We start from the raw sequence: 25731 nt of genomic DNA on the forward strand, positions 1-25731 counted from the left end.
TGTTGAGTAAGTTGCATCAATTGCCATAGAAATGGCGTCAGGGAGGAAAGGTTGAGCGACCTCGGCCGCCAGCGTCAGATCGTCGAATTGCTGCGGGATCGCCCGTTTGCCTCCGTGCGCGAGTTGCAGGAGCGGCTCGGCGTTTCGGCGGCGACGGTCAGGCGCGATATCGACCGGATCGACGAGGCCGGTGAGGCCCGCAAGGTCTATGGCGGCATTTCGGCGCTCGATGGCGCCTCGCATGCGGGCGTCGCCTATGCCCGGCCCTATGACGAGAACCGCGACCTTGCCGTCGAAGCCAAACGGCAGATCGCGGCGGTCGCCGCGACCATGGTGCGCGATGGCGACGCGGTCATCGTCCATGGCGGCTCGACCTGCTTCCATCTCGGCGTCAAGCTCGCCGACCGCAACATCCGGCTCTACACCAATTCGATGCCGCTCGCGGCCTATCTCAGCGACCATGGCCATTGCAGCCTGACGGTTGCCGGCGGCGACCTGCACCGTGAACCCGGCATCATCCATTCGCCGACCCAGGCGACGTCCTTCTATGCCTCGAAATTCTTTCTCGGCACACAGGGGCTCAACCAGGAAGGGCTGCTGGAATCGCATCCGCTGCTGGTGCGGTCCATCGTCGAGCTCAGCCTGTGCGCCGACCAGATCGTGGTGCTGGCCGACAGCCGCAAGCTGTCGATCCACGCGCGCAACGTCGCGCTGCCGCTGTCGCGCATCGGCACGCTGGTGACCGATGACGGGCTCTCCGATGCCGATGCGCGCATGCTGGAGGATGCCGGCGTCATGGTGCGGATCGCTTCAACCTCGGGAGCCCTCGCGTGAACGTGGCGGTGCTCGACTTCGGCAAGACCAATTCGAAGCTGTTCGTCTTCGGCCAGGACGGACGCATTCTCGACGAGCGCCGGACGCAACCGAAATGGGCGCGCCAAGGCGGCTTCAGCGTGCTCGACGAGGCCGCCCTCCATAACTGGGCGTTCGGTGCCGTCGCCGACGCGGTCGAAAACCATGGTGTCGAAGGGGTGATGGTGTCGGGCCATGGCTGTACCTTCGCTCTTGTCGACGACAAGGCGCTGACCCATCCGATCCTCGACTACGAACAGGAGCCACCGGCCGAAATCGCGGCGCGGATCGACCGCCGCATCCCGGATTTCGGCGAGACATTCTCTCCCCGCCTGCCGCTCGGCTTCAACTATGGCCGTCACATGCTATGGCTGCAGGAAGTCGATCCCGACGCGTTCGCGGCGGCGAAATGGATCCTCGGCTATCCCCAATACTGGAGCTGGCGCCTTGGCGGCCGGCCGGTCTGCGAGGTCTCCTATCTCGGCTGCCATTCGCATTTGTGGGCCCCGCGCAAACGTGATTTCTCCTCGCTGGTCGACGCCGAGGGCTGGCGTGGCCAGATGCCGGCTTTCGAACGTGCCGGCGCCGTCATCGGCGAGCAGCGCTTCGGTGGTGCCGGGCGCCCGGTCGCCATCCACAACGGCGTTCACGACTCCAATGCGGCGCTGCATGCCTATCGCCGCCAGGAGCTCGGCCCGCTGACTGTCGTGTCGACCGGCACCTGGGTCGTCGTGCTCAACCCCGACTGTCCGCTCGAAGCGCTCGACCGTGAGCGCGACATGCTGGTCAATGTCGATGTCGACGGCGGCCCAGTGCCGACCATCCGCTTCATGGGCGGGCGTGAATTCGCCGCCATCAGCGACGGCTGGCAAGGCCCGATCCCGCATCGCTCGATCCAACAGGCGATCGATGCCGGCCTCATGGCGCTGCCGAGCTTCGCGGCGGGCGGGCCGATGCCGGATCGCCCCGGCCGGTTGGCCGGGCGCACGCCCGATGCCGGTGAACGCGCTGCCGTGGCGCTGCTCTATGTGGCGCTGATGATCGATCTCTGCCTCGACCTCATCCATTCCGACAATACCGTCATCGTCGATGGCGGGCTGAACACTGGCGGCTTGCTCGCCGGGCTGCTGGCGCAGCTGCGTCCCGGCCAGGGTTTCCTGCAAGGTGCTTCGCTCGAAGGCAGCGCCACGGGTGCCGCCGCGCTCGCCTTCGAGAGCGTGGGGCGCGACTTTGCCGCCGAGCCGCCGGAGCCGGTGCAGGCGACACGATTCGGCGGGCTTGCCGGCTATCGCGATGCCTGGCGCGATCTCATTGCCGGGCATGGTGCCGCCGCCAAGGCGGCGGGTGGTGCACGATGAGCGCGGCGGTGCGGACGCAGGCTACGCGCCAGCCGGTGCTGGAGATGCGCCACATCTCGAAGACCTTCGGCGCGATCCGTGCCCTGCAGGACGTCTCGCTCAGCGTCCACGCCGGCGAGCTGCATGCGCTGATGGGCGAGAACGGCGCCGGCAAGTCGACGCTGATGAAGGTGCTGTCCGGCGCCTATCGGCCGGATCCCGGCGGCGAGATCCTGATCGATGGCGCGCCCGCCGCGACGGGCGATCCGATCAAGGCGCGTGCTGCCGGCATCGCGGTGATCTATCAGGAACTGTCGTTGGCGCCCAATCTGACCGTGGCGCAGAACATCTTCCTCGGCAACGAGCCGCGCCGTTTCGGCATCGTCGACCGCGACCAGTGCAACCGGCGCGCGACCGAGATCGTCGGCCGGCTCGGCGTCTCTTTCTCGGCGCGCGCTTTGGTCTCCGGCCTGTCGCTCGGCGAGCGCCAGCTGGTCGAGATCGCCCGGGCGCTGTCGACCAATGCGCGCATCATCGTCATGGACGAGCCGACCACATCGCTCACCTCGCGCGAGACCGACCGCCTGTTCGAGGTGATCGCGACGCTGAAGGCGCAAGGCATCGCCATCATCTACATCAGCCACCGCATGGAGGAAGTCTACCAACTTGCCGACCGCGTCAGCGTGCTGCGCGACAGCGGCTATGTCGGTACGCTCGAGCGCGCCGACCTCAACGCCTCGCGCCTGGTGTCGATGATGGTCGGCCGCGATCTCTCCGCCTTCTACAAGAAGGATCATCGCCCTCCAGACGGAAAACGCGCCATCGCGCTCTCGGTGCGCGGCATGTCCGACGCGCACCTGCTGAAGAACTGTTCGTTCGATCTTCATCACGGCGAGGTGCTGGCATTGGCGGGCCTCGTCGGCTCGGGTCGCACGGAGCTTGCTCGGCTGATCTTCGGTGCCGACAAACGCAGCGCCGGCACGATGGAGCTCGACGGCAAGCCCATAACCATCGGCTCGCCGCGCGAGGCGCTCGATGCCGGCATCGCCTACCTCACCGAGGACCGCAAGGAACTCGGCCTGTTCCTCGATATGTCCATTTCGGACAACATCAGCATGGGCGTACTTGTCAGGGACGCGCGAGCCGGCGGCCTTCGCGATTTCACGGCCGCCGACAAGCGTGCGGCAAAGGCCATTGCCGACCTGTCGATCCGCACCAACTCGGCGCAGGCCAATGCCGGCTCGCTGTCGGGCGGCAACCAGCAGAAAGTGCTGCTCGCGCGCCTTCTGGAGACCGAGCCGAAGGTCGTCATCCTCGACGAGCCGACCCGCGGCGTCGATGTCGGGGCCAAATCGGAAATCTACCGGCTGATCGACAATCTCGCCAACCGGGGCATCGCCATCCTGATGATATCAAGCGAATTGCCCGAGGTGATCGGCGTCGCCGACCGCGTGCTGGTGATGCGCGACGGCGCCATATCAGGCGAGGTGACGGCATCCGAAGGCGAGCCGCTTCGTCAGGAAGCGATCATGGAACTTGCGACGGGAGCGTCTCAGCGATGACAGACAGGACGACCGCGACGAAGAGTGTGGATCAGGCGGCGGTCAGGAGCCGGCGGCTGCGCACCACGCTTGCCGCCCTTGGCATGCTGCCCGTGCTGGTGCTGCTGGCGGCCGGCTTCCAGTTCATCAACCCGCGCTTCCTCACCGGCACCAACCTGCTCATCGTCACGCAGCAATCGTCGATCAACATCGTGCTTGCCGCCGGCATGACATTCGTCATCCTGACCGGCGGCATCGACCTGTCGGTCGGCTCTATCCTCGCAGCGGCCGCGATGGTGGCGGTGCTGGTGTCGCTGGTGCCGGACTGGGGCCTGCTCGGCGTGCCGGCGGCCATTCTGGCGGGGCTCGGCTTCGGGCTCATCAACGGGCTGCTCATCGCCTATATCAGGCTGCCGCCGTTCATCGTCACGCTGGGTTCGCTGACAGCCGTGCGCGGCATTGCCCGCCTGCTCGGGCAGGACACGACGGTGTTCAACTCCGACCTGCCGTTCGACTTCATCGGCAACGGCTCGGTACTCGGCATTCCCTGGCTCGTCGTCATCGCCCTGTCGGTGGTGGTGCTGTCCTGGCTGGTGCTGAAGCGCACGGTGCTCGGCACCTGGATTTATGCCGTCGGCGGCAATGCCGAGGCAGCTCGACTGACCGGCATCAAGGTGCCGCTGGTGCTGCTCTTCGTCTATGGCGTTTCCGGCCTGCTTGCCGGCCTTGGCGGCGCCATGTCGGCGGCAAGGCTCTACGCCGCCAACGGCCTGCAGCTCGGGCAAAGCTACGAACTCGACGCCATCGCCGCCGTCATTCTCGGCGGCACCAGTTTCGTCGGCGGCGTCGGCTCGATCTGGGGCACGCTGATCGGCGGCCTGATCATCGCGGTGCTCTCCAACGGCCTCATCTTGGCCGGTGTCTCTGACATCTGGCAGTACATCATCAAGGGATTGGTCATCATCGTGGCGGTCGCCCTCGACCGCTACCGGCTCCAGGCAGGGGCAAGAACGTGAGTGACCTAGTCGCCGGCATCAACGACCGGCTTGTGTAACGCACCGTGAGAGGCGCGGGGCATCAGGAGGAAGTAAGCGTAATGAAGACCATCGCCAAACTGCTCTGCGGCGCCGCCCTTGCGGCCGTCGCCATCGCGCCGGCATCGGCCAAGGACCTCAACAAGGTCGGCATCTCGGTCGGCCTGCTCGGCAACCCCTTCTTCGTCGCCACCATCAAGGGCATCGAGGACGCGGCCAGGAAGATCAATCCGAAGGTCGAGGTGACGTCGGTATCGGCCGACTACGACCTCAACAAGCAGGTCTCGCAGGTCGATTCCTTCATCGCCGCCGGCGTCGACGTGATCATGCTGAACGCGGTCGATGCCAAGGCGATCGCTCCGGCGGTGAAGAAGGCGCAGGCCGCCGGCATCATCGTCGCGGCCTTCGACGTTTCGGCGCCCGGTGCCGACGTCACGGTGATGACCAACAACGTCAAGGCCGGCGAGGAAGCCTGCCAATACCTGGTCGACCACACCGGCGGCAAGGGCGACTACGTCATCCTCAACGGGCCGGCATCGTCGTCGATCCTGGAACGGGTGAAAGGCTGCAAGAACGTGCTTGCCCAGCATCCCGACATCAAGATCCTGTCCGACGACCAGAACGCCGAAGGCTCCCGCGATGGCGGCTTGAAAGTGTTCCAGTCGCTGCTCACCCGTTTCGACAAGATCGATGCGGTGTTCGCCATCAACGATCCGACGGCGATCGGCGCGGAGCTCGCCGCCAAGCAGCTCAACCGTTCGGAGTTCATCTTCACCGCGGTCGACGGGGCGCCGGATATCGAGAAGGAACTTTCTTCCGGCAAATCGATGATCAAGGCCTCGGCCTCGCAGGATCCCTATGTGATGGCCGGCCAGTCGCTCACCATGGCGGCCGACCTGCTCGCCGGCAAGAAGCCGGCCGAGGCCACCGTACTGCTCGACCCGAAGCTGATCACGGCCGAGAACCTGAAGGACTACAAGGGCTGGACCGCGGCCCGCTAAGCCTCCCAAGGCCGGTGCGGCCGGCGCGATCCGGCCGCACCATTCTCCTCGCCGCTTAACTCTTTGTTTACGCAATTCCGGACGGAAAACCGCCACACGCTTTTCGTGGAATTGCTTTAACCGGAGACGATCATGTCGCGCATCGGAATCCATTCCTTCGTCTGGTCGGCAAGCTCGGCGCAGAACGAGCTCGAACGCACGCTGGCCAATACCAGGGAGGCCGGTTTCGACCTGATCGAATTCTCTTATCTCGACCCCGCCAATGTCGATATTGACGGGCTTGCCAAACGCATCGCCGATCTTGGTCTCGGCGTCGCGATCAGCATCGGATTGCCTGGTGACGGCGATATTTCGAGCGCCGACAAGGCGATCGCCGCGCGCGGCGTCGAGATCCTCAGCGACACCGTCGCGCTGACGCGCGACCTTGGCGGCAGCAAGGTCGCCGGCATTCTTTCGACCAGCCATGGCCTGCAGATCGAGGCACCGACACGCGATCAATGGAACCGCAGCGCGGCAACGCTGGCAAAGGTCGCCGAGACGGCGAGGGCAGCCGGCGTCACGCTCAACCTCGAAATCGTCAACCGCTTCGAAAGCAACCTGCTCAACACCGCCGCGCAAGGGTTGGCCTTCATCGAGGACACGGGGTCGGACAACATCTTCCTGCATCTCGACACGTTCCACATGAACATCGAGGAAGCCGATGTCGGGCTCGCCATCCGCCACGCCGCGGCCAAGATCGGCTATGTCCATATCGGCGAAAGCCATCGCGGCTTCCTCGGCACCGGCAACATCGATTTCGCAGGGATTTTCGATGCGCTGACCGCAATCGGCTATGCCGACGATCTCAGCTTCGAATCCTTCTCCTCGGAGATTGTCGACGAGAACCTGTCGAAGAAGACGGCGATCTGGCGCAATCTGTGGACCGACAACATGGCGCTCGCCAAGCACGCGCGCGCCTTCATCGGCCTCGGGCTGGAGACGGCGCAACGCAAGGCAGAGCTGGTCTCGGCACGGCACAAGCCATAACCACTCCAGCTCCGCGCCGGTCAGCCCGAAATGCGCGGCGGCGCCTGTTTCGCATGGCACGGCATTGCCCCCGTCATGTGCATCGGCTATCCGACCCGCAGCACACATGAAGCAAACGGAGCCCGGCATGACGAACAAGACCATCCTGAAATTCGGCGCGGTCGAGCACGCGGAAGCTGGCGATCTGCCTGGCTGGATCGCGGTCGAGGGCCAACCGACCATGCAGACCGCCGTCCAGCACACGACTTCGGATGGCAAGGTGATATCGGGAACCTGGCGTGCGTCGCCCGGCACTTATCATGCGACCTACACCGATTATGAGTTCGTGCACATGATCGCCGGCCGCATCATCATCACGCCCGACGGCGGCACGCCGGTCGAGGTCGGCCCCGGCGACGCCTTCGTGGTGGAAGCCGATTTCAAGGGCACCTGGAAGATCATCGAGCCGGTGACCAAGCATTTTGTCGTGCGGGTCGGCTGAGCCGGCCCGATCACAGCCGAAGCAAGCCCGCCATGATTCGCCATGGCGGGTAAGCACGGATTGCTTTGCGCCTATTGCGGCAAGCTATCCGCCCACGACTTCACTCAACCAGCTCCGCCACCTGACCGGTTTGTTCCCGCGCGCCTTTCCGCTTCGGAGCTCTGCCGCTTTGGGTTGTGGAACATTCAGCTGCAGCCGGCGTTTTACGTCACACTGTCTTTCAGAGATGCACCGCAGTCGCGCGCGACTGCCTTTGGAGGCATTACCATGGCCCGCAACCCGCAAAGCACGGCAAGCATTGGCGGCCACCCGATCCATCCCATGCTGATCCCCTTCCCGATAGCTTTCTTCGTCGCCACCTTCGTTTGCGACCTGATCTTCTGGCGAACAGGCAATCCGGGATGGGTGAGCGCCAGTCTCTGGCTGCTTGGGGCGGGCCTGATAATGGCCGCCTTGGCAGCTCTTGCCGGGCTGACCGATGTCCTTGGCGATGTTCAAATCCGCAATTTGCGTGACGCGTGGCTCCACGCCGGCGGCAATGTGCTCGTCGTCCTGATCGAACTCTACAACTGGTACTCTCGCTATGCCCATGGCGAGACGGCGGTGGTACCCACCGGCCTGGTCCTCTCGCTGATCGTGGTTCTCATTCTTCTGTTCACGGGCTGGAAGGGCTGGGAAATGGTCTACCGTCATCGCGTGGGCGTCGCCGATGGTCCAGGCGAAGTGAGCCGACACTGAGCGCGGACGAATAGGGCCCTCTGGGCTATGCGCCATGCCCAGCCTGCCGAGCCGTCCCAGGAAGGGGCTATCGGCGACGGGTCGCCATTGCCGGACCGTGCCCGAGACCTATATCCCTAAGCGAATTTGTGATCGGCCAACCCCGGAATTGTCCGCCGCACCAGCTGTCTTCCCGGTACGGTCGCGCCTCCGCGGCCAGAGGATACCCGCATGACAAGGTTCAATTCCACCAGGCTGTTGGCCACAACGACCTTGATGCTGCTCCATCACGGGCTGGCAATGGCGCAGATGCCGGCGCAGCAGCCGGATGCCAAGTCATTCAAACTTGGCACACTCGACATCGTCGCCCTGCACGACGCCCAGTTCGTCAAGCCCAACGACGGCAAGACCTTCGGCCTCGATCACAGCCCCGCGGAAGTCGGCGAGCTGCTCAAGGCGGCGGGAGCGCCGACCGATACCATCACGCTGAGCGTCGACGCCCTACTGGTCAAATCGAAGACCAGTGTCGTGTTGATCGACACGGGTGTCGGCGGCGCGCTGCAGGACAGCCTGGCCAAGGCCGGCATCAAACCCGCTGACGTCAGCGAGATATTGATCACCCATTCTCATCCCGACCACATTGGAGGGCTGGTCAAGGACGACAAACTGGCTTTTCCCAACGCCACGATAAGGATGTCTGACGTGGAGTGGGATTTTGCCAAGTCCAACAAGGATGCGGCCGATATCATCAAGGTCATTGCCGACCATGTGAAACCGTTCAAGGCCGGCGCCGAGGTCGCGCCTGGCATCACCTCGGTGGCGCTCAAGGGACACACACTCGGCCATGTCGGCTATCAGATAAAGTCCGGAAAAGAACGGCTGTTCGATATCGGCGACACGGTGCACAGCTCAATCATCTCGCTCGCCAAGCCGGACTGGGCCGTGGCGTTCGACGGCGACAAGCCGGAAGGTGAGCAGAACAGGGCCAAGACCTTGGCCACGCTGGCCAAGGACCACGAGATGATCTTCGCACCGCACTTTCCGTTCCCCGGTATTGGGCAGATCGAGAAAGACGGCGACCACTTCAAATGGACGCCGAGCGACAAGCCCAAGTAGGGATTGATTCCAGCCATAGAACTACCAGCTGCTTGAGGCTGAGCGCGAATGCGGTTGGCCTCAGACCGATGCTGCAAGCTCAGTCGCGAAGTTGCGATAGGAGTGCAGCGGGCGGCCCAGGATCCCTGTCAAACGCTCGACGTCGCCGGCCCCAGGAAGCATGCCGTCGGCGACATAGCGCTCGGCCATCAGGCGCATTTCATAGGCCATCCACTTGGGCATGATGTTCGCCAGATTCTGCTCGAACCCGGTAGGATCATCGCCGCCATAGGCAATCGGGCGGCCCAGGACATCCGACCAGATCGCCGCTACATCCGAGCCAGTCAGCGTATCGGGGCCGACCAGATTGATGATTTCGATCGGCAGCTTGCCCGGGGCCTGGTCACGACGGACCAGCTCGACGGCTGCGACCTCGGCAATGTCGCGGGCGTCGACCATGGCGATGCCCTTGGCTCCGATCGGCATCGGATAGACGCCATGGTTGAAGATGACATCCTTGATCATGAGTTCATTGTCGATGAAGTAGGCCGGGCGCAGGATAGTGGCGCTGAAGCCCATCTGTTCGATCATCCGCTCCGCGCCGGACTTCACGGCGAAATGCGGCACGTTGACGAAACGATCGCTGTGGATCACCGACAGGTAGACAACCCGCTCGACGCCCGACTCGCGGGCAATGTTCAGGGTGATGAGCGCCTGGGTGAATTCGTCCCCCGACACCGCGTTGAGCAGGAACAGTGTGTTGACGCCGGCAAACGCTTTGCGCAGCGCGTCGATGTCGAGCAGTTCGCCTTGCACGACCTCTACAATGGCCGGAAAGTCAGCCTTCGAGATGTCGCGAACGAGGACGCGCACATCGGCGCCGCGCTTGACGAGCTGCTGGACGACTTGGCGGCCGACACGGCCAGTGGCGCCGGTAACGAGGATAGTCATGATTGTTTCTCCGAGTTGGGTTGCTTGACGACCCCAATATGAGTGGTTCACACATGGGCCAATAGGTGTGATATTTGAACGCAGCGTATCACTGGTGGAACACATGGATCTGGTTGCTCTCGCTGATTTCGTCATCGTGGCGCGCCACGGCGGCTTCGGGCGTGCCGCCCGCGCTGCCACTCGCCCTAAGGCGACGCTGTCGCGTCGGGTCGCGGAGCTTGAGGCCAGCCTTGGTCTGCGCCTGTTCGAACGCGGCGCACGCATGCTCAAGCTGACGGAGGAAGGACGCGCGCTGTACGAACGTGCGGGCCGGCTGCTTACCGAACTCGACGAGACAGCCGCAGCGATCTCCTCGGGAGGTGAAAGGCCGCGAGGCAGGTTGCGGATCAGCGCGCCACTGGTTTTTTCGCAGACCGCGATGGGAAAGATCGCCGCCGGGTTCGCGCTGAAGTATCCGGAAGTGAGGCTCGATGTGTCGACGGAAGACCGCTCCGTCGACATGATCGAGGAGGGATTTGATCTGGTGATCAGGGTCAATCCCGATCCGGATGACAGCCTTGTCGGACGAGTCTTCCTGCGCGATCGGCTGGTGGTCGTGGCAAGCCCTGACCTCGCGCGGCCGCCCGGACACCACCCCGCTCCCGCGGTCGTGCGCACGGCCGGCGATCGACCGATCTGGGCCGTGAAGACGCCCACTGGCCGGGCAACTATCGCGATCCAGCCAGTTCTGACCCTGTCATCGCTGATCATGGTCCGGGGTGCGGTGCGAGCGGGGGTCGGTGCGGGCCGCCTCCCCGTGTCGCTTGTCAGTCACGACATAGCCGACGGCTCGCTGATCCATTGGGGTGATGTCGAGGGAGGCGACATCACCTTGTGGGCGCTCTACCCGTCCAGGCGGCTGCTAAGCGCTAGGGTGTCCGCGTTCCTCGATTACCTCAAGCAGGCATTCCCGATGGGGACGCCCGATGAATTGGCCGCCTATGTCGGCAAGTGACGTGTAGAAAGCGGGTCGCCAACCGGGCAGCTTACTGCACGTAGCCATCGTAAAATTGAAAGCATGGTGATCCCGACAGGAATCGAACCTGTGACCTACAGATTAGGAATCTGCCGCTCTATCCTACTGAGCTACGGGACCACGCGGCCCGACACATAGCCGCTTCGGATCGTTTCGCCAAGAGGGCCGGCCGAACGCAATTCGGCCGGCGCTTTATAAGACCGGCCTCAGGCGGCTAGCGCCGTCTCCGCCAGTTTCACCCAATAGCTCATGCCGTGCGGGATGGCTTCGTCGTTGAAGTCGTAGGCCGGATTGTGGAGACCGGCGGTCTCGCCATTGCCGATGAAGATGAAGGCTCCAGGCCGGGCTTCCAGCATGTAGGAGAAATCCTCGCCGCCCATCACCGGCTGGATCTCGCGGTGCACCTGGGCATCGCCCGCCACGTCGGCGGCCACATCGCTGGCGAAGACCGTCTCATCCGCATGATTGAACGTCACCGGGTAGTTCGCGTCGTAGTCGACCTCGATCGTCGCGCCATAGGCGGTGGCAAGTCCCGCGCAGATGGCGCGGATCCGCTCTTCCGACTTCCTGGCCACTTCCTTCTTCAGCGTGCGCACGGTGCCGGCGATCTCGGCCGATTCCGGGATGATGTTGTAGGCGTCGCCGGCGTGGAACTTGGTCACCGAGACCACCACCGCCTCGACCGGATCGGTGCTGCGCGAGGCGATCGTCTGCAAGGCGCCGACCAACTGGCTGGTGATGACGATCGGATCGATCGTGCCGTGCGGCATCGCCGCATGGCCGCCCCGGCCTTTCACGGTGATGGTGAATTCGGCCGTCGCCGCCATGATCGGGCCCGGACGGATGGCGAACTGGCCGACCGGCAGGCCGGGCATGTTGTGCATGCCGAACACTTTAGCGATGTCGAAACGCTCCATCATGCCGTCCTTGACCATCTCGTTGCCGCCGCCGCCGCCTTCTTCGGCCGGCTGGAAAATCACCGCCACGGAGCCCGTGAAATTGCGCGTCTCGGCGAGATATTTCGCCGCACCGAGCAGCATCGCGGTGTGGCCGTCATGGCCGCAGGCATGCATCTTGCCCGGAACGGTCGAGGCGTAGGGCTTGCCGGTGATCTCCTTGAGCGGCAGTGCATCCATGTCGGCGCGCAACCCGATTGTGGGGCCTTCCCCCTGACGGCCGCGAATGATGCCGACGACGCCCGTCTTGCCGAGGCCGGTCACCACATCGTCGCAGCCGAACTCTTTCAGCTTTTCGGTGACGAAGGCCGCCGTCTTGAAGACATCGAAGTTCAGTTCTGGCGTCTGGTGCAAATGCCGTCGCCAGCCGGCGACTTCGTCCTGCATTTCGGCGGCGCGGTTGAGGATTGGCATGATGGTTCCATTTCGTTGTTGGTGCAGCCGGCTTCAGCCTGGTGGTTTGCAATTGGGCCCGGGGGTGCCTTGCAATTGTGATTGTCAGGCGCTTTGCCATGTTGGCGTCACATAGGGTAAATAGCACCGCAATAATGCGGTCCGGTTTTTGAGGGTCGGATCCTTATGCTGGCGGTCACGTAATGAAATCTTACGGAGCCAGGGGCAATCAGGGCAAGAGGCGATTTCGGATTCGATCATGCGGTACAGGCATTTCCTCAAACTATTCCCGGCTGGCGCAATCATGCTGTCCGTCCTGGCTGGGCCAGCGCTGGCCAATCCGGTGGTGGTCTTCGACCTGAAGAGCGGCCAGATCCTGCAGCACCAGGATGCCTTCAAGCGCTGGTATCCGGCCTCGCTCAGCAAGCTGATGACCGCCTATGTGACCTTCCGGGCGATCGCGGCCGGAGAAGTCCAGCTCGATTCGCCGATCAAAGTGACCAAACATTCCGCCGGCGAACCGCCAAGCAAGATGGGTTTCAAGCCCGGCTCGGTGATGCGGCTCGACAATGCGCTGAAGATGATGCTGGTCAAGTCGGCCAACGACATCGCCATGGCGGTCGGCGAGAATGTCGGCGGCTCGCAGGCCGCCTTCGCTGAAAGGATGAATGCCGAGGCGGCTAGGCTCGGCATGAACGGCACCCATTTCGTCAACCCGAACGGCCTTTACTCGCCCGACCAGTACACGACGGCACGCGACCTTTCGATCTTGGTGATGGCGATCCGCCGCGAGTTCCCGCAATATGCGCCGTGGTTCTCGATCGAGGGGCTCGCGGTCGGCAATAGGGCCATTCCGAACTACAATCTCCTGATCGGCCGGTATCCCGGCGCCGACGGCATGAAGACCGGCTTTGTCTGCCCGTCGGGCTTCAACATGATCGGGTCGGCGACCCGCAACGGACGTACGCTGGTGGCGGTCGTGCTTGGCGAGAAGTCGGCGGTCAGCCGCGCCGAAGCCGCGGCCAAATTGCTCGATCAGGGCTTTGACGCACCTGCCGCCGGGTCCACCACCGTCACCACGCTCGCTCCCTACGGTGATCTGATCTCGCCCAACGACATGCATGACGAAGTCTGCAAGAAGAAGAGGAAGGCGGAGCAGTCCGAGGCGCCGCCGCCGGCCGCCGCCAAGGACCAGCCTAAATCGCCCTATCGGGAGAAGCTCGACCATGTGCCGACACTGGTTGCCGTCGGCCTTGGCGGCGCCACGGGTCCGGCGCCGAAGGCGATCCTTGACGAGGGCGCGCAGGAATATGCCGACGTGCCAATCCCGACCTGGCGGCCCGACAAGCCGGTACCCGCCGGCACGGGCCCGAAAGTCGTGGGTGCCGCCGCGCAAGGCGACCAGCCGGCCAAGGTCGCGAATTAGAGCACGATCCAAAAAGTGAAATCCGGCTTTCGCGAGAGATCATGCTCAAATTAGAAGGCAGAACCAGATGAGCGGTTTCCCGATCCCAGTCTCGGTGCTGACCGGTTTTCTCGGCGCCGGCAAGACGACATTGCTCAACCGGCTGCTGAAGGATCCGGCGCTCGTCGACACCGCGGTCATCATCAACGAGTTCGGTGAGGTGGCGATCGACCATCTGCTGGTCGAGCAGGCCTCCGACGGCATCATCCAGCTTTCCGACGGCTGTCTGTGCTGCACGGTGCGCGGCGAACTTGTCGACACGCTGGCCGACCTGGTCGACCGGCTGCAGACCGGCCGTATCGCCCGGCTTGGCCGCGTCATCGTCGAGACCACGGGATTGGCCGACCCGGCGCCGGTGCTGCAGTCGATCATGGCCCATCCGGCGCTGGTCCAGGCCTTTCGGCTCGACGGCGTCATCACCCTGGTGGATGCGGTCAACGGCAATGCTACGCTCGATGCGCATGTCGAGGCGGTCAAGCAGGTCGCCGTGGCCGACCGCATCGTGCTCTCCAAGGCCGATCTGGCCACCGATCACGGCGACCTCGACACGCTGCGCGCGCGCTTGCGGCAGATCAATCCCGGGGCACGACTGCTCGATGCCGGGGAGGCGAAAACCGGGGTGGCCGCATTGTTCGACTGCGGTCTCTACAATCCTGCGACCAAGTCCGCCGACGTGCGGCGCTGGCTCGGCGAAGAGGCCACGCATGATCATCACCACCATGACCATCATGACCATGACCATGCCCATCGCCACGATCAGCGCGTAAAAACCCGTTCGCTGGTGCATGACGGGCCGGTGCCGTTTTCAGCCATCGAGATGTTCCTCGATCTCCTGCGTTCCACACATGGCGAGCACCTGCTGCGGATGAAGGGCGTCATCGAATTGCAGGAGGATCCGTCGCGGCCCTTGGTCGTGCATGGCGTCCAGAAGATCCTGCATCCGCCGGTGCGATTGCCGTTCTGGCCGGACAGCCAGCGCGGCACGCGGCTGGTGCTGATTACGCTCGACATGCCGGAAGACTATGTGCGCCGGCTGTTCGCCGCCTTCATCAACCGGCCGTCGGTCGACACGCCCGACCGCGCGGCGCTGGAAAACAATCCGCTGGCGATCGCCGGACGTTAGCCTCCTACGATTGGTATTCGCCGCGTTCGACCAGAAAGCGATGGCCACCGGACATCGCCGCCGTCTCGATCAATTGATGTCCGCTGTCGGCGCAGAAGGCAGGAATATCGATAACAGCCAGAGGGTCGGTGGTTTCGAGCCAGAGCCTGCTGCCGGGCTGCATCCCGGCCAGGCGCTTTTTCGCCTTGAGGACCGGCAAAGGGCAGTTCAGCCCCTTGAGGTCGTAGATAGCTATCAGTTCGGCCAAGGTGAAAACCTCAGCCGCCGAACATGCCGAGCAGCTTGTTCTTCAGCTTCGTAACCCGGCTTTCGTCGGCGCTCGCAGCCTGCGTCTCGGCTGCCGGCGCGGCCTCCGCCGGAGCCGCGATGGTCGCGGTGGCAACCGGAGCTTCCTTGGCGGCCTTGGCCGCTTCCTTCGCAGCCACGGCTTGCGCCTTGGCAGCTTCCTTTTCGGCCAACGCTTGCGCCTTGGCGGCTTCCTTCGCCGCTTTTGCCGCTTCTATGGCCGCCACCCGCTCTCGCTCGGCCTTCTCCTTGGCAGCCTTTTCGGCGTCGAGCGCGGCCATCTTGCGACCGGCGGGCGAATCGATGCGGCCCATGCGCGCCGTCTCGGTGACCGAACCGTCGGTGTTGAGCGACGGCGGATCGATCGGCACGCGCTCGCCACGCGCCCGGCGCTTGGACCAGTCGGAGACGATGCTGGCTTCCTTGATGCCGGCAATCGTCGGCTTGGGTGGCGGCACGCTGGCCTTGAGCGCGCTGTTGAAGGCCGCGTCATAGGTGCTTTGATAGGCGTTATAGGCGCTCTTCAGCGAATCCGGCTGCGTGGTCGCCGGGCAGGGGCCGGTCGGATTGAAGGTCTGCCCATCGGGAGCGACCTGGTTGAAGACGTAGCGCTTCTCGCAGACGTCGACTTTCGGTGGCACCTTGGTAACCTCGAAATTGTCGTAGCCGACCTTGAGCATCTTCCAGAATTCGTAATTAGGGTCGTTGCGGTAGCGCGCCATGTTGGCGGCGGTCATGCGGAACGGAAAAGCCTGGATCTGGAACTCGGTCTGGCCACCCTGGAAGGCGTCGCGGCCGAAGGCGTAGATCTGCTCGATCTGGGCGTCGGTCATCGAATAGCAGCCCGATGAAGAGCAGGCGCCATGGACCATCAGGTTCTGGCCGGTGCGGCCATTGGCGCGATCATAGGCGTTGGGAAAGCCGATGTTGAACGACAGATGGTAATTCGAGCGCGGATTCATCTGCGACGGGCGAACCGTGTAAAAACCTTCCGGCGCCTGGCGGTCGCCTTCGGTATATTTCGGCCCGAGCTTGCCCGACCATTTGCAGATGTCGTAGCTCGCCACCATGTCGTAGCGACCGTTGGTCTTGGCCTTCCAGATCTCGAGCTTGCCTTCTTCCTTGAAGATGCGCGCCATTACCGAAGAGGTGCGGACCATGCCCTTGGCTCTCATATCGGCAAGGATCTTGTCGGGCAGCGGCTTGTTGGCTTCCGGGGCAAAGTCCTTCATCGACGAATCATTACAGCCCGCGACGGCAATCGAGGCGGCAAGAACTCCAGTACGAGCAAGCTTGGCAAACATGGATAAGGCTATGTCTTTTCTTTCGGGCCAATGGCTTCGAAACAGCCACACCCGCATGCTGAACACTGACGGACCGTAAGCCCGTTAACCTTGAAAATTCCTTACCGCAAGGCTCGGCCAATCTCCCGCGGTGATTTCATTGAACCGAATGGGGCGGCATTTTTGTGGCGAAACTGCTCATCGCCGCCACATTTGGGGTGGACAGACAGTTTCCGTCAGCCCTGTTCCGCCGCCCAAGCGGCGTCAGAGGCTGCGGCCTATCGCCAGGTATTTCTCGCGGCGCTGTTCGCGGAAATCGATGTTGGCGCCGGCGAATTCCTTCATCGTCTTGGCGATGAGATCGCCGGTCGCGGCAATCACCGTTTCGGGCGCGCGCTGGGCGCCGCCCATCGGCTCGGGGATGATGGCGTCGATGACCTTCAGTTCCAAAAGATCCTGCGCGGTGATCTTCATGTTGGTCGCCGCGTCCTTGGAGCGCGTCGTGTCGCGCCACAGGATGGAGGCGGCACCCTCGGGCGAAATCACCGAATAGATGGCGTGTTCGAGCATGTAGACGCGGTTGGCGGTGGCAATCGCGATGGCGCCGCCCGAACCGCCTTCGCCGATGACCACCGAGATGGACGGTACTTTCAGGCCAAGGCAGGCCGAGGTCGATCGGGCAATGGCTTCGGCCTGGCCGCGCTCCTCGGCGCCAACGCCGGGATAGGCGCCGGCCGTGTCGACCAGTGTCAAAAGCGGGATCTTGAAACGGTCGGCCAGTTCCATCAGCCGCACCGCCTTGCGATAGCCTTCGGGGCGCACCGAACCGAAATTGTGCTTCAGGCGGCTCGCCGTGTCCGAACCCTTTTCCTGGCCGAGAATCGCGATGGGCTCGCCGCGGAAACGGGCAAAGCCGCCGACGATCGCCTGGTCCTCGCCGAAATTGCGGTCGCCGGCGAGTGGCGTGAAGTCGCTGAACAGGCCCTTGATGTAGTCGATGCAGTGCGGCCGGTCGGAGTGGCGCGCCACCTGCACCTTCTGCCACGGCGTCAGCGCCTTGTAGAGTTCGCGCAGCGCGTCGCGCGAGCGCTTCTCGAGCCTGGTGATCTCATCGGCGACATCGACCGCCTCGCCGTTCTCAGCAAGCTTCTTGAGCTCGAGGATCTTGAGCTCAAGATCCTGCACCGGCTTTTCGAAATCGAGGTAATTGTACATGCTTGGGCGGACCGATACGTCGGAAGGCAATGACCGCGGAACCGTTGAAACCAAGGCTCCGGGCGGTGAAATGTCGTCCTCACATAGCGATATGAGGCCTAGTCGGCAAGCGGATGATGATCGTTGACCAGCCGCACCAGCCGCTCTTCCAGCACATGGGTGTAAATCTGTGTCGTCGATATGTCGGCATGGCCAAGCAGTTGCTGAACGGCTCTCAGGTCGGCGCCGTTCTGCAGGAGATGGCTGGCGAAAGCATGGCGCAGCACGTGCGGCGAGATCTTGGCCGAGGCGATGCCGGCGCGCGCGGCCAATCCTTTCAGGTCACGGGCAAAGACCTGGCGCGAGAGATAGCCGCTGTCGGATGCCGCCGGAAACAGGAACGGGCTGTTGGCGAAAGCGGGCAGCTTGGCCCGGGCGTCAAGCCAGCTCCGCATCGCCGCACGCGCCTTGGCCGACAGCGGCACCATGCGTTCCTTGTCGCCCTTGCCGCGTACCATGAAGAAACGGTCATCGCGCTGCGCCACCGTCACCGGCAGGCCGACCAGCTCGGAAACGCGCAGTCCGGTGGCGTAGAGCACTTCGACCAGCGCATGCAGGCGCAAGGCCGCCAGCCTGTCGGCGTGACCGAGCCCGGCATCGCCGGCTTCCTGCGCGGCGCGATCGATCAGCCGGCCGGTTTCGGCCTCGCTCATCGTCTTGGGCAGCGGACGGCCTTTTTTCGGGCTGTCCAGCGTGCCGGTGGGGTCATCCGCGCGCAGGCCCTCGGCGTAGAGGAACTTGAAGAACTGGCGGATCGCCGACAGTTTGCGCGCCTGCGAGGTCGGCGCGAAGCCGCGCGCGGCGATATCGTCGAGATAGGCCCTGATGTCGGCGGCGCCGGCGCGGGCAAGTCCGCCATCGATCCCGCCGGAAGCATCCTCGAGATCGCGGCGATAGGAGGAAAGCGTGTTCTCCGCCGCTCCCCGCTCGGCGCTCATCATTTCCAGGAAGGCCTCGATGCGAGCGGCGCTGTTCATGTCCTTGAGGCGGTTCCGAGTCGGTCTTCTTGGGGTTCAGTTTTTCTTCGGATTGAGCTTTTCCGGCGGAATACGCACGCTCATCTCGGCTTTTTTCGGCTCGACGAACATCACCAGCGCGAACATCGTACCATAGGCAATGCCGGCCAGAATCGCGAGGGTCACGACAAAGCGAAACAGTGTCGGCATTCAGTTCTCGCCCGTCTTCTTGTTCTGCGTTTCCAAACCCTGTGCCCTTATGGGACGCCAATCCGGCCAATTCAAGGAAGAAGCGGACCCCCTGTTAGCAACTTCCGATGCAAGCGTCGCTCTGTCCATATCGGCCCATGGCACTCGGCACGCTTGACGCAAACCGGCTTTTCATGTCGATACGCCGGCAAAGAGGCCCAAAGAAACAGCCGATGAACGCGCTACAGGCAAATCCCCCAGGCGAGACCCATGCCGCGCTGCTTGGCCGGCTGGGCAGCCGGTCCATCGTCTTTGTCGGGCTGATGGGCGCCGGCAAGACGGCGATCGGCCGCAAGGTGGCGACAATGCTTTCGCTGCCCTTCATCGACAGCGACCAGGAGATCGAAAGCGTGTCGCGGATGACGGTTCCGGAGCTGTTCGAGCGCTATGGCGAAACCGAGTTCAGGGCCCTGGAACAGCGTGTCATCCTGCGCGTGCTGGAAAACGGCCCGCAGGTTCTGTCGACCGGCGGCGGTGCCTTCATGAACGCGCAGACGCGCGAGGCCATCGCCGCCCATGGCGTCTCGGTTTGGCTGAAGGCCGAGCTCGACCTTCTGATGGACCGCGTTTCCAAGAAGCAGAACCGGCCGCTCTTGAAAAGCGCCGATCCCCGCGCCGTGCTGGAGCGGCTGATGGCGGAACGCTATCCGGTCTATGCGACCTCTGACGTCACCGTGCCGACCCGCGACGATCGCAAGGAGGTCATCGCGGCCGAGGTAATCGAGGCGCTCTGCCTGCATTTCGGCATCGATGCGATAGCCGCGACGGGCGAGGTCGAATCATGAGCGCGGATCAGCCAGTCACAGTCGAGGTCGGTCTGGGCGACCGCGCCTACGACATATTGATCGGCTCCGGCCTGCTGTCGCGTGCCGGCGCTGAGATTTCGCGCCGGCTGCCGGGCACGCGCGCCGCTGTGGTGACCGACGAGAACGTCGCCGCCGCGCATCTCGATACGCTGAGGACCGGGCTCGAGAAGAGTGGCATCCAGCCCGCGATCATCACGATGCCGCCCGGCGAAAAAACCAAGAGCTTTGCCCATCTCGAGGCGGTTGTCGACGGCCTCCTGGCCGCCAGGCTGGAGCGCGGCGACGTCGTCATCGCGCTTGGCGGCGGCGTCATCGGCGATCTCACCGGTTTTGCCGCCGGGATCGTGCGGCGCGGCATGAATTTCGTGCAGGTTCCGACATCGCTTCTGGCGCAGGTCGATTCCTCGGTCGGCGGCAAGACCGGCATCAACAGCCCGCGCGGCAAGAACCTCGTCGGCGTCTTCCTCCAGCCCAAGCTGGTGCTGGCCGATACCGAAGTGCTCGACACGCTGCCGATCCGCGAATTTCGCGCCGGCTATGCCGAGCTTGCCAAATACGGGCTGATCGACCGGCCGGATTTCTTCGCCTGGCTGGAAACGAATTGGGAAAAGGTGTTCGCCGGCGGACCGGAGCGGGTCGAGGCCATTGCCGAAGCCTGCCGTGCCAAGGCCGATGTCGTTGCCCGCGACGAGTTCGAGACCGGCGACCGCGCTCTGCTCAACCTCGGCCATACGTTCGGGCACGCGCTCGAAGCCGCCACGCAGTATGACGGGACGCGCCTCGTCCACGGCGAGGGGGTCGCCATCGGCATGGCGCTGGCGTACCGGTTCTCCTCTCGGCTCAATCTCGCCAGCCCCGACGACGCGGCCCGCGTCGAGGCGCATCTGCGTGCCGTCGGGCTGCCGTGGCGGATGGCCGACATTCCGGGCGACTTGCCCGATGCGGATGCGCTGCTTTCATTCATCACGCAGGACAAGAAAGTGTCGCGCGGCGCGCTGACCTTCATTCTGACGCGCGGCATCGGCGAGGCCTTCATCGCCAAGGATGTGCCGGCCTCGGAAGTGCTGGCGTTCCTCAGGGAAAACCATCCAGGCAACGGGAAAGCCGGCTGAGATGGACACTGGCTGGGTCGTCTTCGCCGTTCTTGCCATCCTCGTCATCCTGGTCGTTGCCGTGCGCACCCGCCTGCTTGCCATGTTCGGCTATGAACTGTCGCGCATCGAGCCGCAGCGGTCGAGCCAGGACGAATTGCGCGGCGCGGTCGACGATTTCCGCCGCGACGGCCAGGTGGTGCGTGAGGATCGCGACCGCATCGGCGGCCTGTTCGACCTCGAAGAGCTCGAAGTTTCCGACGTCATGGTCCACCGCACGAATATGCGCTCGGTCAATGCCGACAATGCGCCGGAAGCGGTGGTGCGCGAGATCCTGCAGAGCCCGCACACCCGCATGCCGCTTTGGAAAGGTTCACTCGACAACATCGTCGGCGTGCTGCACGCCAAGGATCTGCTGCGCGCGCTGAACGAAGTCGGCAATGATTTCTCGCGGATCGACGTGATGAAGATCGCGTCAAAACCGTGGTTCGTGCCCGACACCACGACCTTGCAGGAACAGCTCAACGCCTTCCTGCGCCGCAAGACGCATTTTGCCGTCGTCGTCGATGAATATGGTGAGGTCGAAGGGCTGGTGACGCTGGAGGACATTATCGAGGAGATCGTCGGCGAGATCGCCGACGAGCACGATGTCGACATCCAGGGCGTCAAGCAGGAGGCGGACGGCTCCGTCGTCGTCGAAGGCACGGTGCCGATCCGCGACCTCAACCGGGCGCTCGACTGGAACCTGCCGGACGAAGAGGCGACGACCATCGCCGGCCTCGTCATCCACGAGGCGCAATCGATCCCCGAGGAGAAGCAGGCTTTTACCTTCCACGGCAAGCGCTTCGTCGTCATGAAACGCGACAAGAACCGGATTGCCAGGGTCAGGATCCGGCCGGCCGGCGACAGTTAAAGCGTTTCAGTGTTGGTAGGTTCTCCGAGCCGCTCTAACTCTTTGTTCTTACGCAATTCCAGACGGGAAACCGCTGCGCACTTTTCCTGGAATTGCCATCGAGCCGTCGCCTTGCCAATCTTTCGTTGGAACTCCCGCCCGCCGGGATGCATTCTTCGCCGATGACGATCGATCGGCGAACCTTGCTCCTGGCCTCGGTGGCTGCCTTGTTGCCAACCGGCACGAGAGCGGCGCGAGATACGCCATCCGCCGAAACTGTCGACTACGGTCCGGCCAAGCTCGATATCTATGCGCCCGATGGCGCGAAAGACCTGCCAGTGGTCTTCTTCGTCCATGGCGGCGCCTGGCGGACCGGCAAACGCAGCCAGGTGAACGCCAAGCCGGCCTTCCTGCTTGCCAACGGCTTCTGCTTCGTCTCCATCGACTACCGCATGCTGCCGCAGGCTGATGTCGCCACCCAGGCGGGCGACGTGGAAAAGGCCTATGCGTATGTCAGGACCAACATCGCCCAACATGGTGGCGATCCCAACCGCATCGTCGGCATGGGGCATTCGGCCGGCTGCCATCTGATCGCCCTGACCGGCATGCGCGGCGGATTGCCCGGCGTCGCTGGCCTGCTTCTCGACGATACAAGGGCTTACGATCTCGCCGCCCTTGCCGGAAGTGGCGGCATGGTGCGGGCCTATTCGCGTGTCTTTTCCGATCCTTCGCAGTGGGCGGCACTGTCACCGGCGAGCTATGTCGATGGCCGCAAGCATCCGCCGACCTTCATCGCCTATTCCCGCGCCGACGGTCGCGGCAAGCAGTCCACGGCCTTTGCCGAGCGCCTGCGCGCCAGCGGCACCGAGGTGACGCTGTTCGACGGCACCGCCTATACGCACATGTCGATCAACCGCGATTTCGGCGAGGACGGCGACGCGCTGACCGCTGCCGCGCTGGCGTTCCTGAAATCGACGGTCGGTTGAGCGCACCGGCTGTCCGTGGCGTGTTCCACTCGTTGTGCCTGGCAGCCGCCGATGCCGCCGGGCGGAAATTCAAAAGTCGTTGCTTGACCGTTCGCTGAGCGTCGCACCGGTTTCGGCGTCGACCGAAGCGAGGCTGACCTCATAGCCCCAGAGGCTTCGGACATGGCGCAGGGTCGCGTCGCGGCTGCCACTGTCGAGCAGTACGCCCTCCTTCACCTTGTGCTGCAGCCGCAAATGCCGGTTACCGAGCAGGTCGACATCCACCACCTGGATATCCGGCCGGCTCGCGCCGATGTCGTAGCTCTGGGCCAGCGCGGCACGTATCTTTTGGTAGCCGCGCTCATTGTGGATCGAGGCCACCTCGTAATGTGCGTCGTCGGCCTGATCGGCGAGGACAAACATCCGCCATTTCCGTATCAGGGCTGGGCTGAGGTGCTGGCGGATGAAGGATTCGTCGCGGTGGTTGGCCCAGGCGTCCAGGAGCACATCGCGCCAGTCACCGCGGCCCGCGATGTCGGGAAACCAGTCGCGGTCCTCCGCCGTCGGCGCGGTCGAAATGCGCTGTATGTCCTGCATCATGTCGAGGCCGAGCGCGTATGGGTTGATACCGGAGAACCGGGGGTCGTCGAAGGCCGGCTGGAAGATCACATTGGAATGGTTGCGCAGGACCTCGAGCATGGCGCCCTCGCTGATCTGGCCGTGGTCAAACAATGCGTTCATGAGGGTGTAGTGCACGAAGGTGGCGCAGCCTTCATTCATCACCTGCGTTTGCCGCTGCGGATAGAAATACTGCGCGACGATACGCACGATTCGGATGATCTCGCGCTGCCAGGGCTCGAGGACAAGGCTGTTCTTCTCGAGGAAATAGAGCAGATTTTCCTCGGGCAGGTTGAGCGATTTCTTCCGCTCCGCCAAGCCTTCGTCCTTCTTCTCGGTCTTGCTGCTGTCCTGCGAGGGAGGCAGCGTGCGCCACAAGTCGTTGTAGGAGCGTTCTTCATATTCCAGGCGCTCGCGCAGCCCTTCACGCTGCCGCTCCGACGACAGCTTTGGCGGCCTGTGGTATCGGAATACGCCTTGTTCCATCAGCGCGTGGGCGCAGTCGAGAATGCTTTCCACGGCCGACAGTCCGTGCCGCTCCTCGCATCGGGCAATGTAGCCCTTGGCGAACTCCAGATAGCTCAGAATTCCCCCGGCGTCGGTCCACTGCCGGAACAGATGATTGTTCTTGAAGAAATGATTGTGTCCGAGCGCGGCATGCGCCGTCACCAGGGCCTGCAAGGCCATGGTGTTTTCCTCCATCAGATAGACGATGCAGGGATTGGAGTTGATCACCAGTTCGTAAGCCAGGCCCCGTCCACCCTTGCGGTAGAGAAAATCCTGGTACAGGAAATGCTTGCCGAACGACCAATGACGGTACATCAGCGGCATGCCGACCGATGAATAAGCGTCGAGCATCTGTTGCGAGGAAATGATTTCCATCTGCACCGGATAGGTGTCCAGCTTGAGTTCCTCGATGGCGATTGCCGCGATCGCCTCGTAGGCGTGCGACAATTTCTGGAAATCCCAGTCGGATCCGGAAAAGAGCAAACCCGGTTTGCTGGCTGTCCTGGCCATGGTTTCCCCTCAGGCGCTCTTCCGGAGCGCGGGCTGTTTGGCGAAGAGCTGACGAAAGACAGGATAGATATCGGCGGCCGTGGCTATGCGGCTCATCTGGAAGTTCGGCCAGTTCGATTCGATGGCGCTGTAGGCTCGCCAGAGCGACGTCCCGTTTTCAGTCGCGCCGAAGATGTGACTCTCGCGTTCGTCGATGATCTCGACATAGGCGAAATACTGGCACAGGCGCATGAGCTTGCCGTTCAGCAGGGCGATGCAGCGCTCGGAATCGGTGGCGAAATTGTCGCCGTCCGAGGCCTGGGCGGCGTAGATGTTCCACTCGCTCGCGGGGTAACGCTGCTCGATGACGCGATGCATCTCCTCGAGCGCGGTGGAAACGACGGTGCCACCGCTTTGCGTGCAGTAGAAGAAGGTTTCCTCATCCACCTCCTGCGCCTCGTGCGTGTGGCGGATGAAGACGATTTCGGTGCGTTCATAACGTCGCTTCAGGAACAGGTGCAGCAGCACGAAGAAGCGCTTGGCCAGGTCCTTCTCGCGCTCGCCCATCGAGCCTGACACATCCATCAGGCAGAACATGACCGCTTTCGCATTCGGCACCGGGCGCTGGTCGAAGCGGTTGAACCGGATGTCGACCGGGTCGACGAAGGCAATCCGCCGGCGCCGGCGCTCCAGCCGCTCGATCTCTTCTTTGAGCGCCACGACGCGCTCGCGCGTTTGAGCATCAGGCGGCGCCGCCTCCAGCAAGGCGAGTTCCTGCATGATCGCGTCGACCGCCGCTTGCTTGGGGCGCCTGAGCGCAATGCGGCGGCCGTGGCTGTTGCGCATCGTGCGGCCGACATTGATATTGGTTGGCGAACCGGTGGCGGCGAAACCCGCCCGGCGCGGCTTGAAGGCAAGGATCTCCTTGAGGTTGAGCTTGACCAGGTCGGGCAGTTCGAGATCCTCGAAAAAGAGATCCAGCACCTCCTCGCGCGAAAGCACGAACCGGAAGTCGTCCTCGGACGCGGTTTTTCCCGGTGACGAACCGCCCATGCCTCCGCCCTGGCCGGGCTTGGGGATCAGGTCGCCTTGGGAGAATTGCCTGTTGCCCGGCAGGATGTGCCGGCGCCGGCCGGTGTCCCTGGCGTCGTTGAAGGTCGGCTCGCCAGTGCCTCTTTCGGGCATCGGCACGACGTGCTCCGCGTCCACGTCGGCGATCCGCCCAGCGCGGATCTGGTCGCGAATGCTGCGCTTGAGCTCCTCGCGGGCACGCCTGAGAAAGCGCTGGCGGTTGCCAAGGCTTTTGTCCTTCGGATTCAGGCGGCGGTCGATAAAGATCGGCATGCAAC

At 63.6% G+C, this 25731-nt stretch carries 25 protein-coding genes and 1 tRNA gene; 16 read left to right on the plus strand and 10 right to left on the minus strand.

Going from position 1 to position 25731, the window contains the following annotated elements:
* The first annotated feature begins 51 nt into the window (after nt 1–51).
* From MESAU_RS07600 to MESAU_RS07640, 9 genes are all read left to right on the plus strand, one after another.
* Nucleotides 52–834 carry a DeoR/GlpR family DNA-binding transcription regulator gene (locus MESAU_RS07600; protein WP_015315477.1) on the plus strand — a complete coding sequence of 261 codons (783 nt, stop codon included), beginning with the start codon at nt 52–54 and terminating at the stop codon, nt 832–834.
* Entirely contained in the window at nt 831–2210 is a 1380-nt protein-coding gene (locus MESAU_RS07605; RefSeq protein WP_015315478.1) for an FGGY-family carbohydrate kinase, read from the plus strand. The genes MESAU_RS07600 and MESAU_RS07605 overlap by 4 nt, the downstream gene beginning before the upstream one ends.
* Nucleotides 2207–3751 carry a sugar ABC transporter ATP-binding protein gene (locus MESAU_RS07610; RefSeq protein WP_015315479.1) on the plus strand — a complete coding sequence of 515 codons (1545 nt, stop codon included), beginning with the start codon at nt 2207–2209 and terminating at the stop codon, nt 3749–3751. The genes MESAU_RS07605 and MESAU_RS07610 overlap by 4 nt, the downstream gene beginning before the upstream one ends.
* Nucleotides 3748–4746, plus strand: a complete 999-nt coding sequence (locus MESAU_RS07615; RefSeq protein WP_015315480.1) for an ABC transporter permease subunit — start codon at nt 3748–3750, stop codon at nt 4744–4746. Before MESAU_RS07610 ends, MESAU_RS07615 begins: the two co-directional genes overlap by 4 nt.
* Before the next feature lie 80 nt (nt 4747–4826).
* Entirely contained in the window at nt 4827–5765 is a 939-nt protein-coding gene (locus MESAU_RS07620) for an ABC transporter substrate-binding protein (RefSeq protein ID WP_015315481.1), read from the plus strand.
* Between the two features lie 132 nt (nt 5766–5897).
* Complete coding sequence (locus MESAU_RS07625; protein WP_015315482.1) at nt 5898–6791, plus strand: sugar phosphate isomerase/epimerase family protein; 894 nt, start codon at nt 5898–5900, stop codon at nt 6789–6791.
* Nucleotides 6792–6918: 127 nt separating this feature from the next.
* On the plus strand, nt 6919–7272 hold the full coding sequence (locus MESAU_RS07630) for a cupin domain-containing protein (protein ID WP_015315483.1): 354 nt from the start codon (nt 6919–6921) through the stop codon (nt 7270–7272).
* Nucleotides 7273–7539: 267 nt separating this feature from the next.
* Nucleotides 7540–8010 carry a DUF2231 domain-containing protein gene (locus tag MESAU_RS07635; RefSeq protein WP_015315484.1) on the plus strand — a complete coding sequence of 157 codons (471 nt, stop codon included), beginning with the start codon at nt 7540–7542 and terminating at the stop codon, nt 8008–8010.
* A 210-nt stretch (nt 8011–8220) separates the two neighbouring features.
* Nucleotides 8221–9105, plus strand: a complete 885-nt coding sequence (locus tag MESAU_RS07640) for an MBL fold metallo-hydrolase (protein ID WP_015315485.1) — start codon at nt 8221–8223, stop codon at nt 9103–9105.
* A 60-nt stretch (nt 9106–9165) separates the two neighbouring features.
* Here MESAU_RS07640 and MESAU_RS07645 read toward each other — a convergent pair whose 3' ends face one another.
* Nucleotides 9166–10035 carry an SDR family oxidoreductase gene (locus tag MESAU_RS07645; protein WP_015315486.1) on the minus strand — a complete coding sequence of 290 codons (870 nt, stop codon included), beginning with the start codon at nt 10033–10035 and terminating at the stop codon, nt 9166–9168.
* 103 nt (nt 10036–10138) lie between these two features.
* Between MESAU_RS07645 and MESAU_RS07650 the strand changes: the two genes are divergently transcribed.
* Nucleotides 10139–11029 (plus strand): LysR family transcriptional regulator, encoded by an 891-nt coding sequence (locus tag MESAU_RS07650; RefSeq protein WP_015315487.1) that lies wholly within the window; start codon nt 10139–10141, stop codon nt 11027–11029.
* Nucleotides 11030–11093: 64 nt separating this feature from the next.
* Here the strand turns inward: MESAU_RS07650 and MESAU_RS07655 are convergent.
* Together MESAU_RS07655 and MESAU_RS07660 are read right to left on the minus strand one after the other, a co-directional pair.
* Nucleotides 11094–11170 (minus strand) — tRNA-Arg (locus MESAU_RS07655).
* Between the two features lie 86 nt (nt 11171–11256).
* Entirely contained in the window at nt 11257–12420 is a 1164-nt protein-coding gene (locus tag MESAU_RS07660; RefSeq protein WP_015315488.1) for a M20 aminoacylase family protein, read from the minus strand.
* A gap of 238 nt (nt 12421–12658) precedes the next feature.
* Between MESAU_RS07660 and MESAU_RS07665 the strand changes: the two genes are divergently transcribed.
* A complete protein-coding gene (locus tag MESAU_RS07665) occupies nt 12659–13825 on the plus strand; it encodes a D-alanyl-D-alanine carboxypeptidase family protein (protein ID WP_015315489.1) in 1167 nt (388 codons plus the stop codon).
* A gap of 67 nt (nt 13826–13892) precedes the next feature.
* Entirely contained in the window at nt 13893–14987 is a 1095-nt protein-coding gene (locus tag MESAU_RS07670) for a CobW family GTP-binding protein (protein WP_015315490.1), read from the plus strand.
* 4 nt (nt 14988–14991) lie between these two features.
* On the opposite strand, the gene MESAU_RS07675 is transcribed toward MESAU_RS07670, so the two are convergent.
* From MESAU_RS07675 to MESAU_RS07695, 5 genes are all read right to left on the minus strand, one after another.
* Entirely contained in the window at nt 14992–15234 is a 243-nt protein-coding gene (locus MESAU_RS07675) for a sulfurtransferase TusA family protein (protein WP_015315491.1), read from the minus strand.
* Between the two features lie 10 nt (nt 15235–15244).
* Complete coding sequence (locus MESAU_RS07680) at nt 15245–16576, minus strand: L,D-transpeptidase family protein (RefSeq protein WP_015315492.1); 1332 nt, start codon at nt 16574–16576, stop codon at nt 15245–15247.
* Between the two features lie 243 nt (nt 16577–16819).
* Complete coding sequence (locus MESAU_RS07685) at nt 16820–17770, minus strand: acetyl-CoA carboxylase carboxyltransferase subunit alpha (protein WP_015315493.1); 951 nt, start codon at nt 17768–17770, stop codon at nt 16820–16822.
* Nucleotides 17771–17868: 98 nt separating this feature from the next.
* Nucleotides 17869–18786, minus strand: a complete 918-nt coding sequence (locus MESAU_RS07690; RefSeq protein WP_015315494.1) for a site-specific tyrosine recombinase XerD — start codon at nt 18784–18786, stop codon at nt 17869–17871.
* Nucleotides 18787–18822: 36 nt separating this feature from the next.
* Entirely contained in the window at nt 18823–18975 is a 153-nt protein-coding gene (locus MESAU_RS07695; protein WP_015315495.1) for a hypothetical protein, read from the minus strand.
* A 212-nt stretch (nt 18976–19187) separates the two neighbouring features.
* Between MESAU_RS07695 and MESAU_RS07700 the strand changes: the two genes are divergently transcribed.
* The 4 genes from MESAU_RS07700 (at nt 19188) to MESAU_RS07715 (ending at nt 22789) form a co-directional block, all read left to right on the plus strand.
* Nucleotides 19188–19799 (plus strand): shikimate kinase, encoded by a 612-nt coding sequence (locus tag MESAU_RS07700; RefSeq protein ID WP_015315496.1) that lies wholly within the window; start codon nt 19188–19190, stop codon nt 19797–19799.
* Nucleotides 19796–20932, plus strand: coding sequence for a 3-dehydroquinate synthase (aroB, locus tag MESAU_RS07705; protein ID WP_015315497.1), 1137 nt, complete (start codon nt 19796–19798; stop codon nt 20930–20932). Before MESAU_RS07700 ends, aroB begins: the two co-directional genes overlap by 4 nt.
* A gap of 1 nt (nt 20933) precedes the next feature.
* Nucleotides 20934–21824, plus strand: a complete 891-nt coding sequence (locus MESAU_RS07710; RefSeq protein WP_015315498.1) for an HlyC/CorC family transporter — start codon at nt 20934–20936, stop codon at nt 21822–21824.
* Between the two features lie 161 nt (nt 21825–21985).
* Nucleotides 21986–22789 carry an alpha/beta hydrolase gene (locus tag MESAU_RS07715; RefSeq protein ID WP_015315499.1) on the plus strand — a complete coding sequence of 268 codons (804 nt, stop codon included), beginning with the start codon at nt 21986–21988 and terminating at the stop codon, nt 22787–22789.
* Between the two features lie 69 nt (nt 22790–22858).
* On the opposite strand, the gene MESAU_RS07720 is transcribed toward MESAU_RS07715, so the two are convergent.
* Nucleotides 22859–24403 carry a SpoVR family protein gene (locus tag MESAU_RS07720; RefSeq protein WP_015315500.1) on the minus strand — a complete coding sequence of 515 codons (1545 nt, stop codon included), beginning with the start codon at nt 24401–24403 and terminating at the stop codon, nt 22859–22861.
* A gap of 9 nt (nt 24404–24412) precedes the next feature.
* Nucleotides 24413–25726: a YeaH/YhbH family protein gene (locus MESAU_RS07725; protein WP_015315501.1), complete on the minus strand. Its 1314-nt coding sequence runs from the start codon at nt 25724–25726 to the stop codon at nt 24413–24415.
* Nucleotides 25727–25731 lie beyond the last annotated feature (5 nt).

This window comes from Mesorhizobium australicum WSM2073 (assembly GCF_000230995.2).
Classification (GTDB): Bacteria; Pseudomonadota; Alphaproteobacteria; order Rhizobiales; family Rhizobiaceae; genus Mesorhizobium; species Mesorhizobium australicum.

What these genes read in the sequence shown, in the direction of transcription:
- MESAU_RS07610 (WP_015315479.1), top strand. Translation starts at nt 2,207, where the DNA reads ATGAGCGCGGCGGTGCGGACGCAGGCTACGCGCCAGCCGGTGCTGGAG.
- MESAU_RS07615 (WP_015315480.1), top strand. Translation starts at nt 3,748, where the DNA reads ATGACAGACAGGACGACCGCGACGAAGAGTGTGGATCAGGCGGCGGTC.
- MESAU_RS07620 (WP_015315481.1), top strand. Translation starts at nt 4,827, where the DNA reads ATGAAGACCATCGCCAAACTGCTCTGCGGCGCCGCCCTTGCGGCCGTC.
- MESAU_RS07625 (WP_015315482.1), top strand. Translation starts at nt 5,898, where the DNA reads ATGTCGCGCATCGGAATCCATTCCTTCGTCTGGTCGGCAAGCTCGGCG.
- MESAU_RS07630 (WP_015315483.1), top strand. Translation starts at nt 6,919, where the DNA reads ATGACGAACAAGACCATCCTGAAATTCGGCGCGGTCGAGCACGCGGAA.
- MESAU_RS07635 (WP_015315484.1), top strand. Translation starts at nt 7,540, where the DNA reads ATGGCCCGCAACCCGCAAAGCACGGCAAGCATTGGCGGCCACCCGATC.
- MESAU_RS07640 (WP_015315485.1), top strand. Translation starts at nt 8,221, where the DNA reads ATGACAAGGTTCAATTCCACCAGGCTGTTGGCCACAACGACCTTGATG.
- MESAU_RS07645 (WP_015315486.1), bottom strand. Translation starts at nt 10,035, where the DNA reads ATGACTATCCTCGTTACCGGCGCCACTGGCCGTGTCGGCCGCCAAGTC.
- MESAU_RS07650 (WP_015315487.1), top strand. Translation starts at nt 10,139, where the DNA reads ATGGATCTGGTTGCTCTCGCTGATTTCGTCATCGTGGCGCGCCACGGC.
- MESAU_RS07660 (WP_015315488.1), bottom strand. Translation starts at nt 12,420, where the DNA reads ATGCCAATCCTCAACCGCGCCGCCGAAATGCAGGACGAAGTCGCCGGC.
- MESAU_RS07665 (WP_015315489.1), top strand. Translation starts at nt 12,659, where the DNA reads ATGCGGTACAGGCATTTCCTCAAACTATTCCCGGCTGGCGCAATCATG.
- MESAU_RS07670 (WP_015315490.1), top strand. Translation starts at nt 13,893, where the DNA reads ATGAGCGGTTTCCCGATCCCAGTCTCGGTGCTGACCGGTTTTCTCGGC.
- MESAU_RS07680 (WP_015315492.1), bottom strand. Translation starts at nt 16,576, where the DNA reads ATGTTTGCCAAGCTTGCTCGTACTGGAGTTCTTGCCGCCTCGATTGCC.
- MESAU_RS07685 (WP_015315493.1), bottom strand. Translation starts at nt 17,770, where the DNA reads ATGTACAATTACCTCGATTTCGAAAAGCCGGTGCAGGATCTTGAGCTC.
- MESAU_RS07690 (WP_015315494.1), bottom strand. Translation starts at nt 18,786, where the DNA reads ATGAACAGCGCCGCTCGCATCGAGGCCTTCCTGGAAATGATGAGCGCC.
- MESAU_RS07695 (WP_015315495.1), bottom strand. Translation starts at nt 18,975, where the DNA reads ATGCCGACACTGTTTCGCTTTGTCGTGACCCTCGCGATTCTGGCCGGC.
- MESAU_RS07700 (WP_015315496.1), top strand. Translation starts at nt 19,188, where the DNA reads ATGAACGCGCTACAGGCAAATCCCCCAGGCGAGACCCATGCCGCGCTG.
- aroB (WP_015315497.1), top strand. Translation starts at nt 19,796, where the DNA reads ATGAGCGCGGATCAGCCAGTCACAGTCGAGGTCGGTCTGGGCGACCGC.
- MESAU_RS07710 (WP_015315498.1), top strand. Translation starts at nt 20,934, where the DNA reads ATGGACACTGGCTGGGTCGTCTTCGCCGTTCTTGCCATCCTCGTCATC.
- MESAU_RS07715 (WP_015315499.1), top strand. Translation starts at nt 21,986, where the DNA reads ATGACGATCGATCGGCGAACCTTGCTCCTGGCCTCGGTGGCTGCCTTG.
- MESAU_RS07720 (WP_015315500.1), bottom strand. Translation starts at nt 24,403, where the DNA reads ATGGCCAGGACAGCCAGCAAACCGGGTTTGCTCTTTTCCGGATCCGAC.
- MESAU_RS07725 (WP_015315501.1), bottom strand. Translation starts at nt 25,726, where the DNA reads ATGCCGATCTTTATCGACCGCCGCCTGAATCCGAAGGACAAAAGCCTT.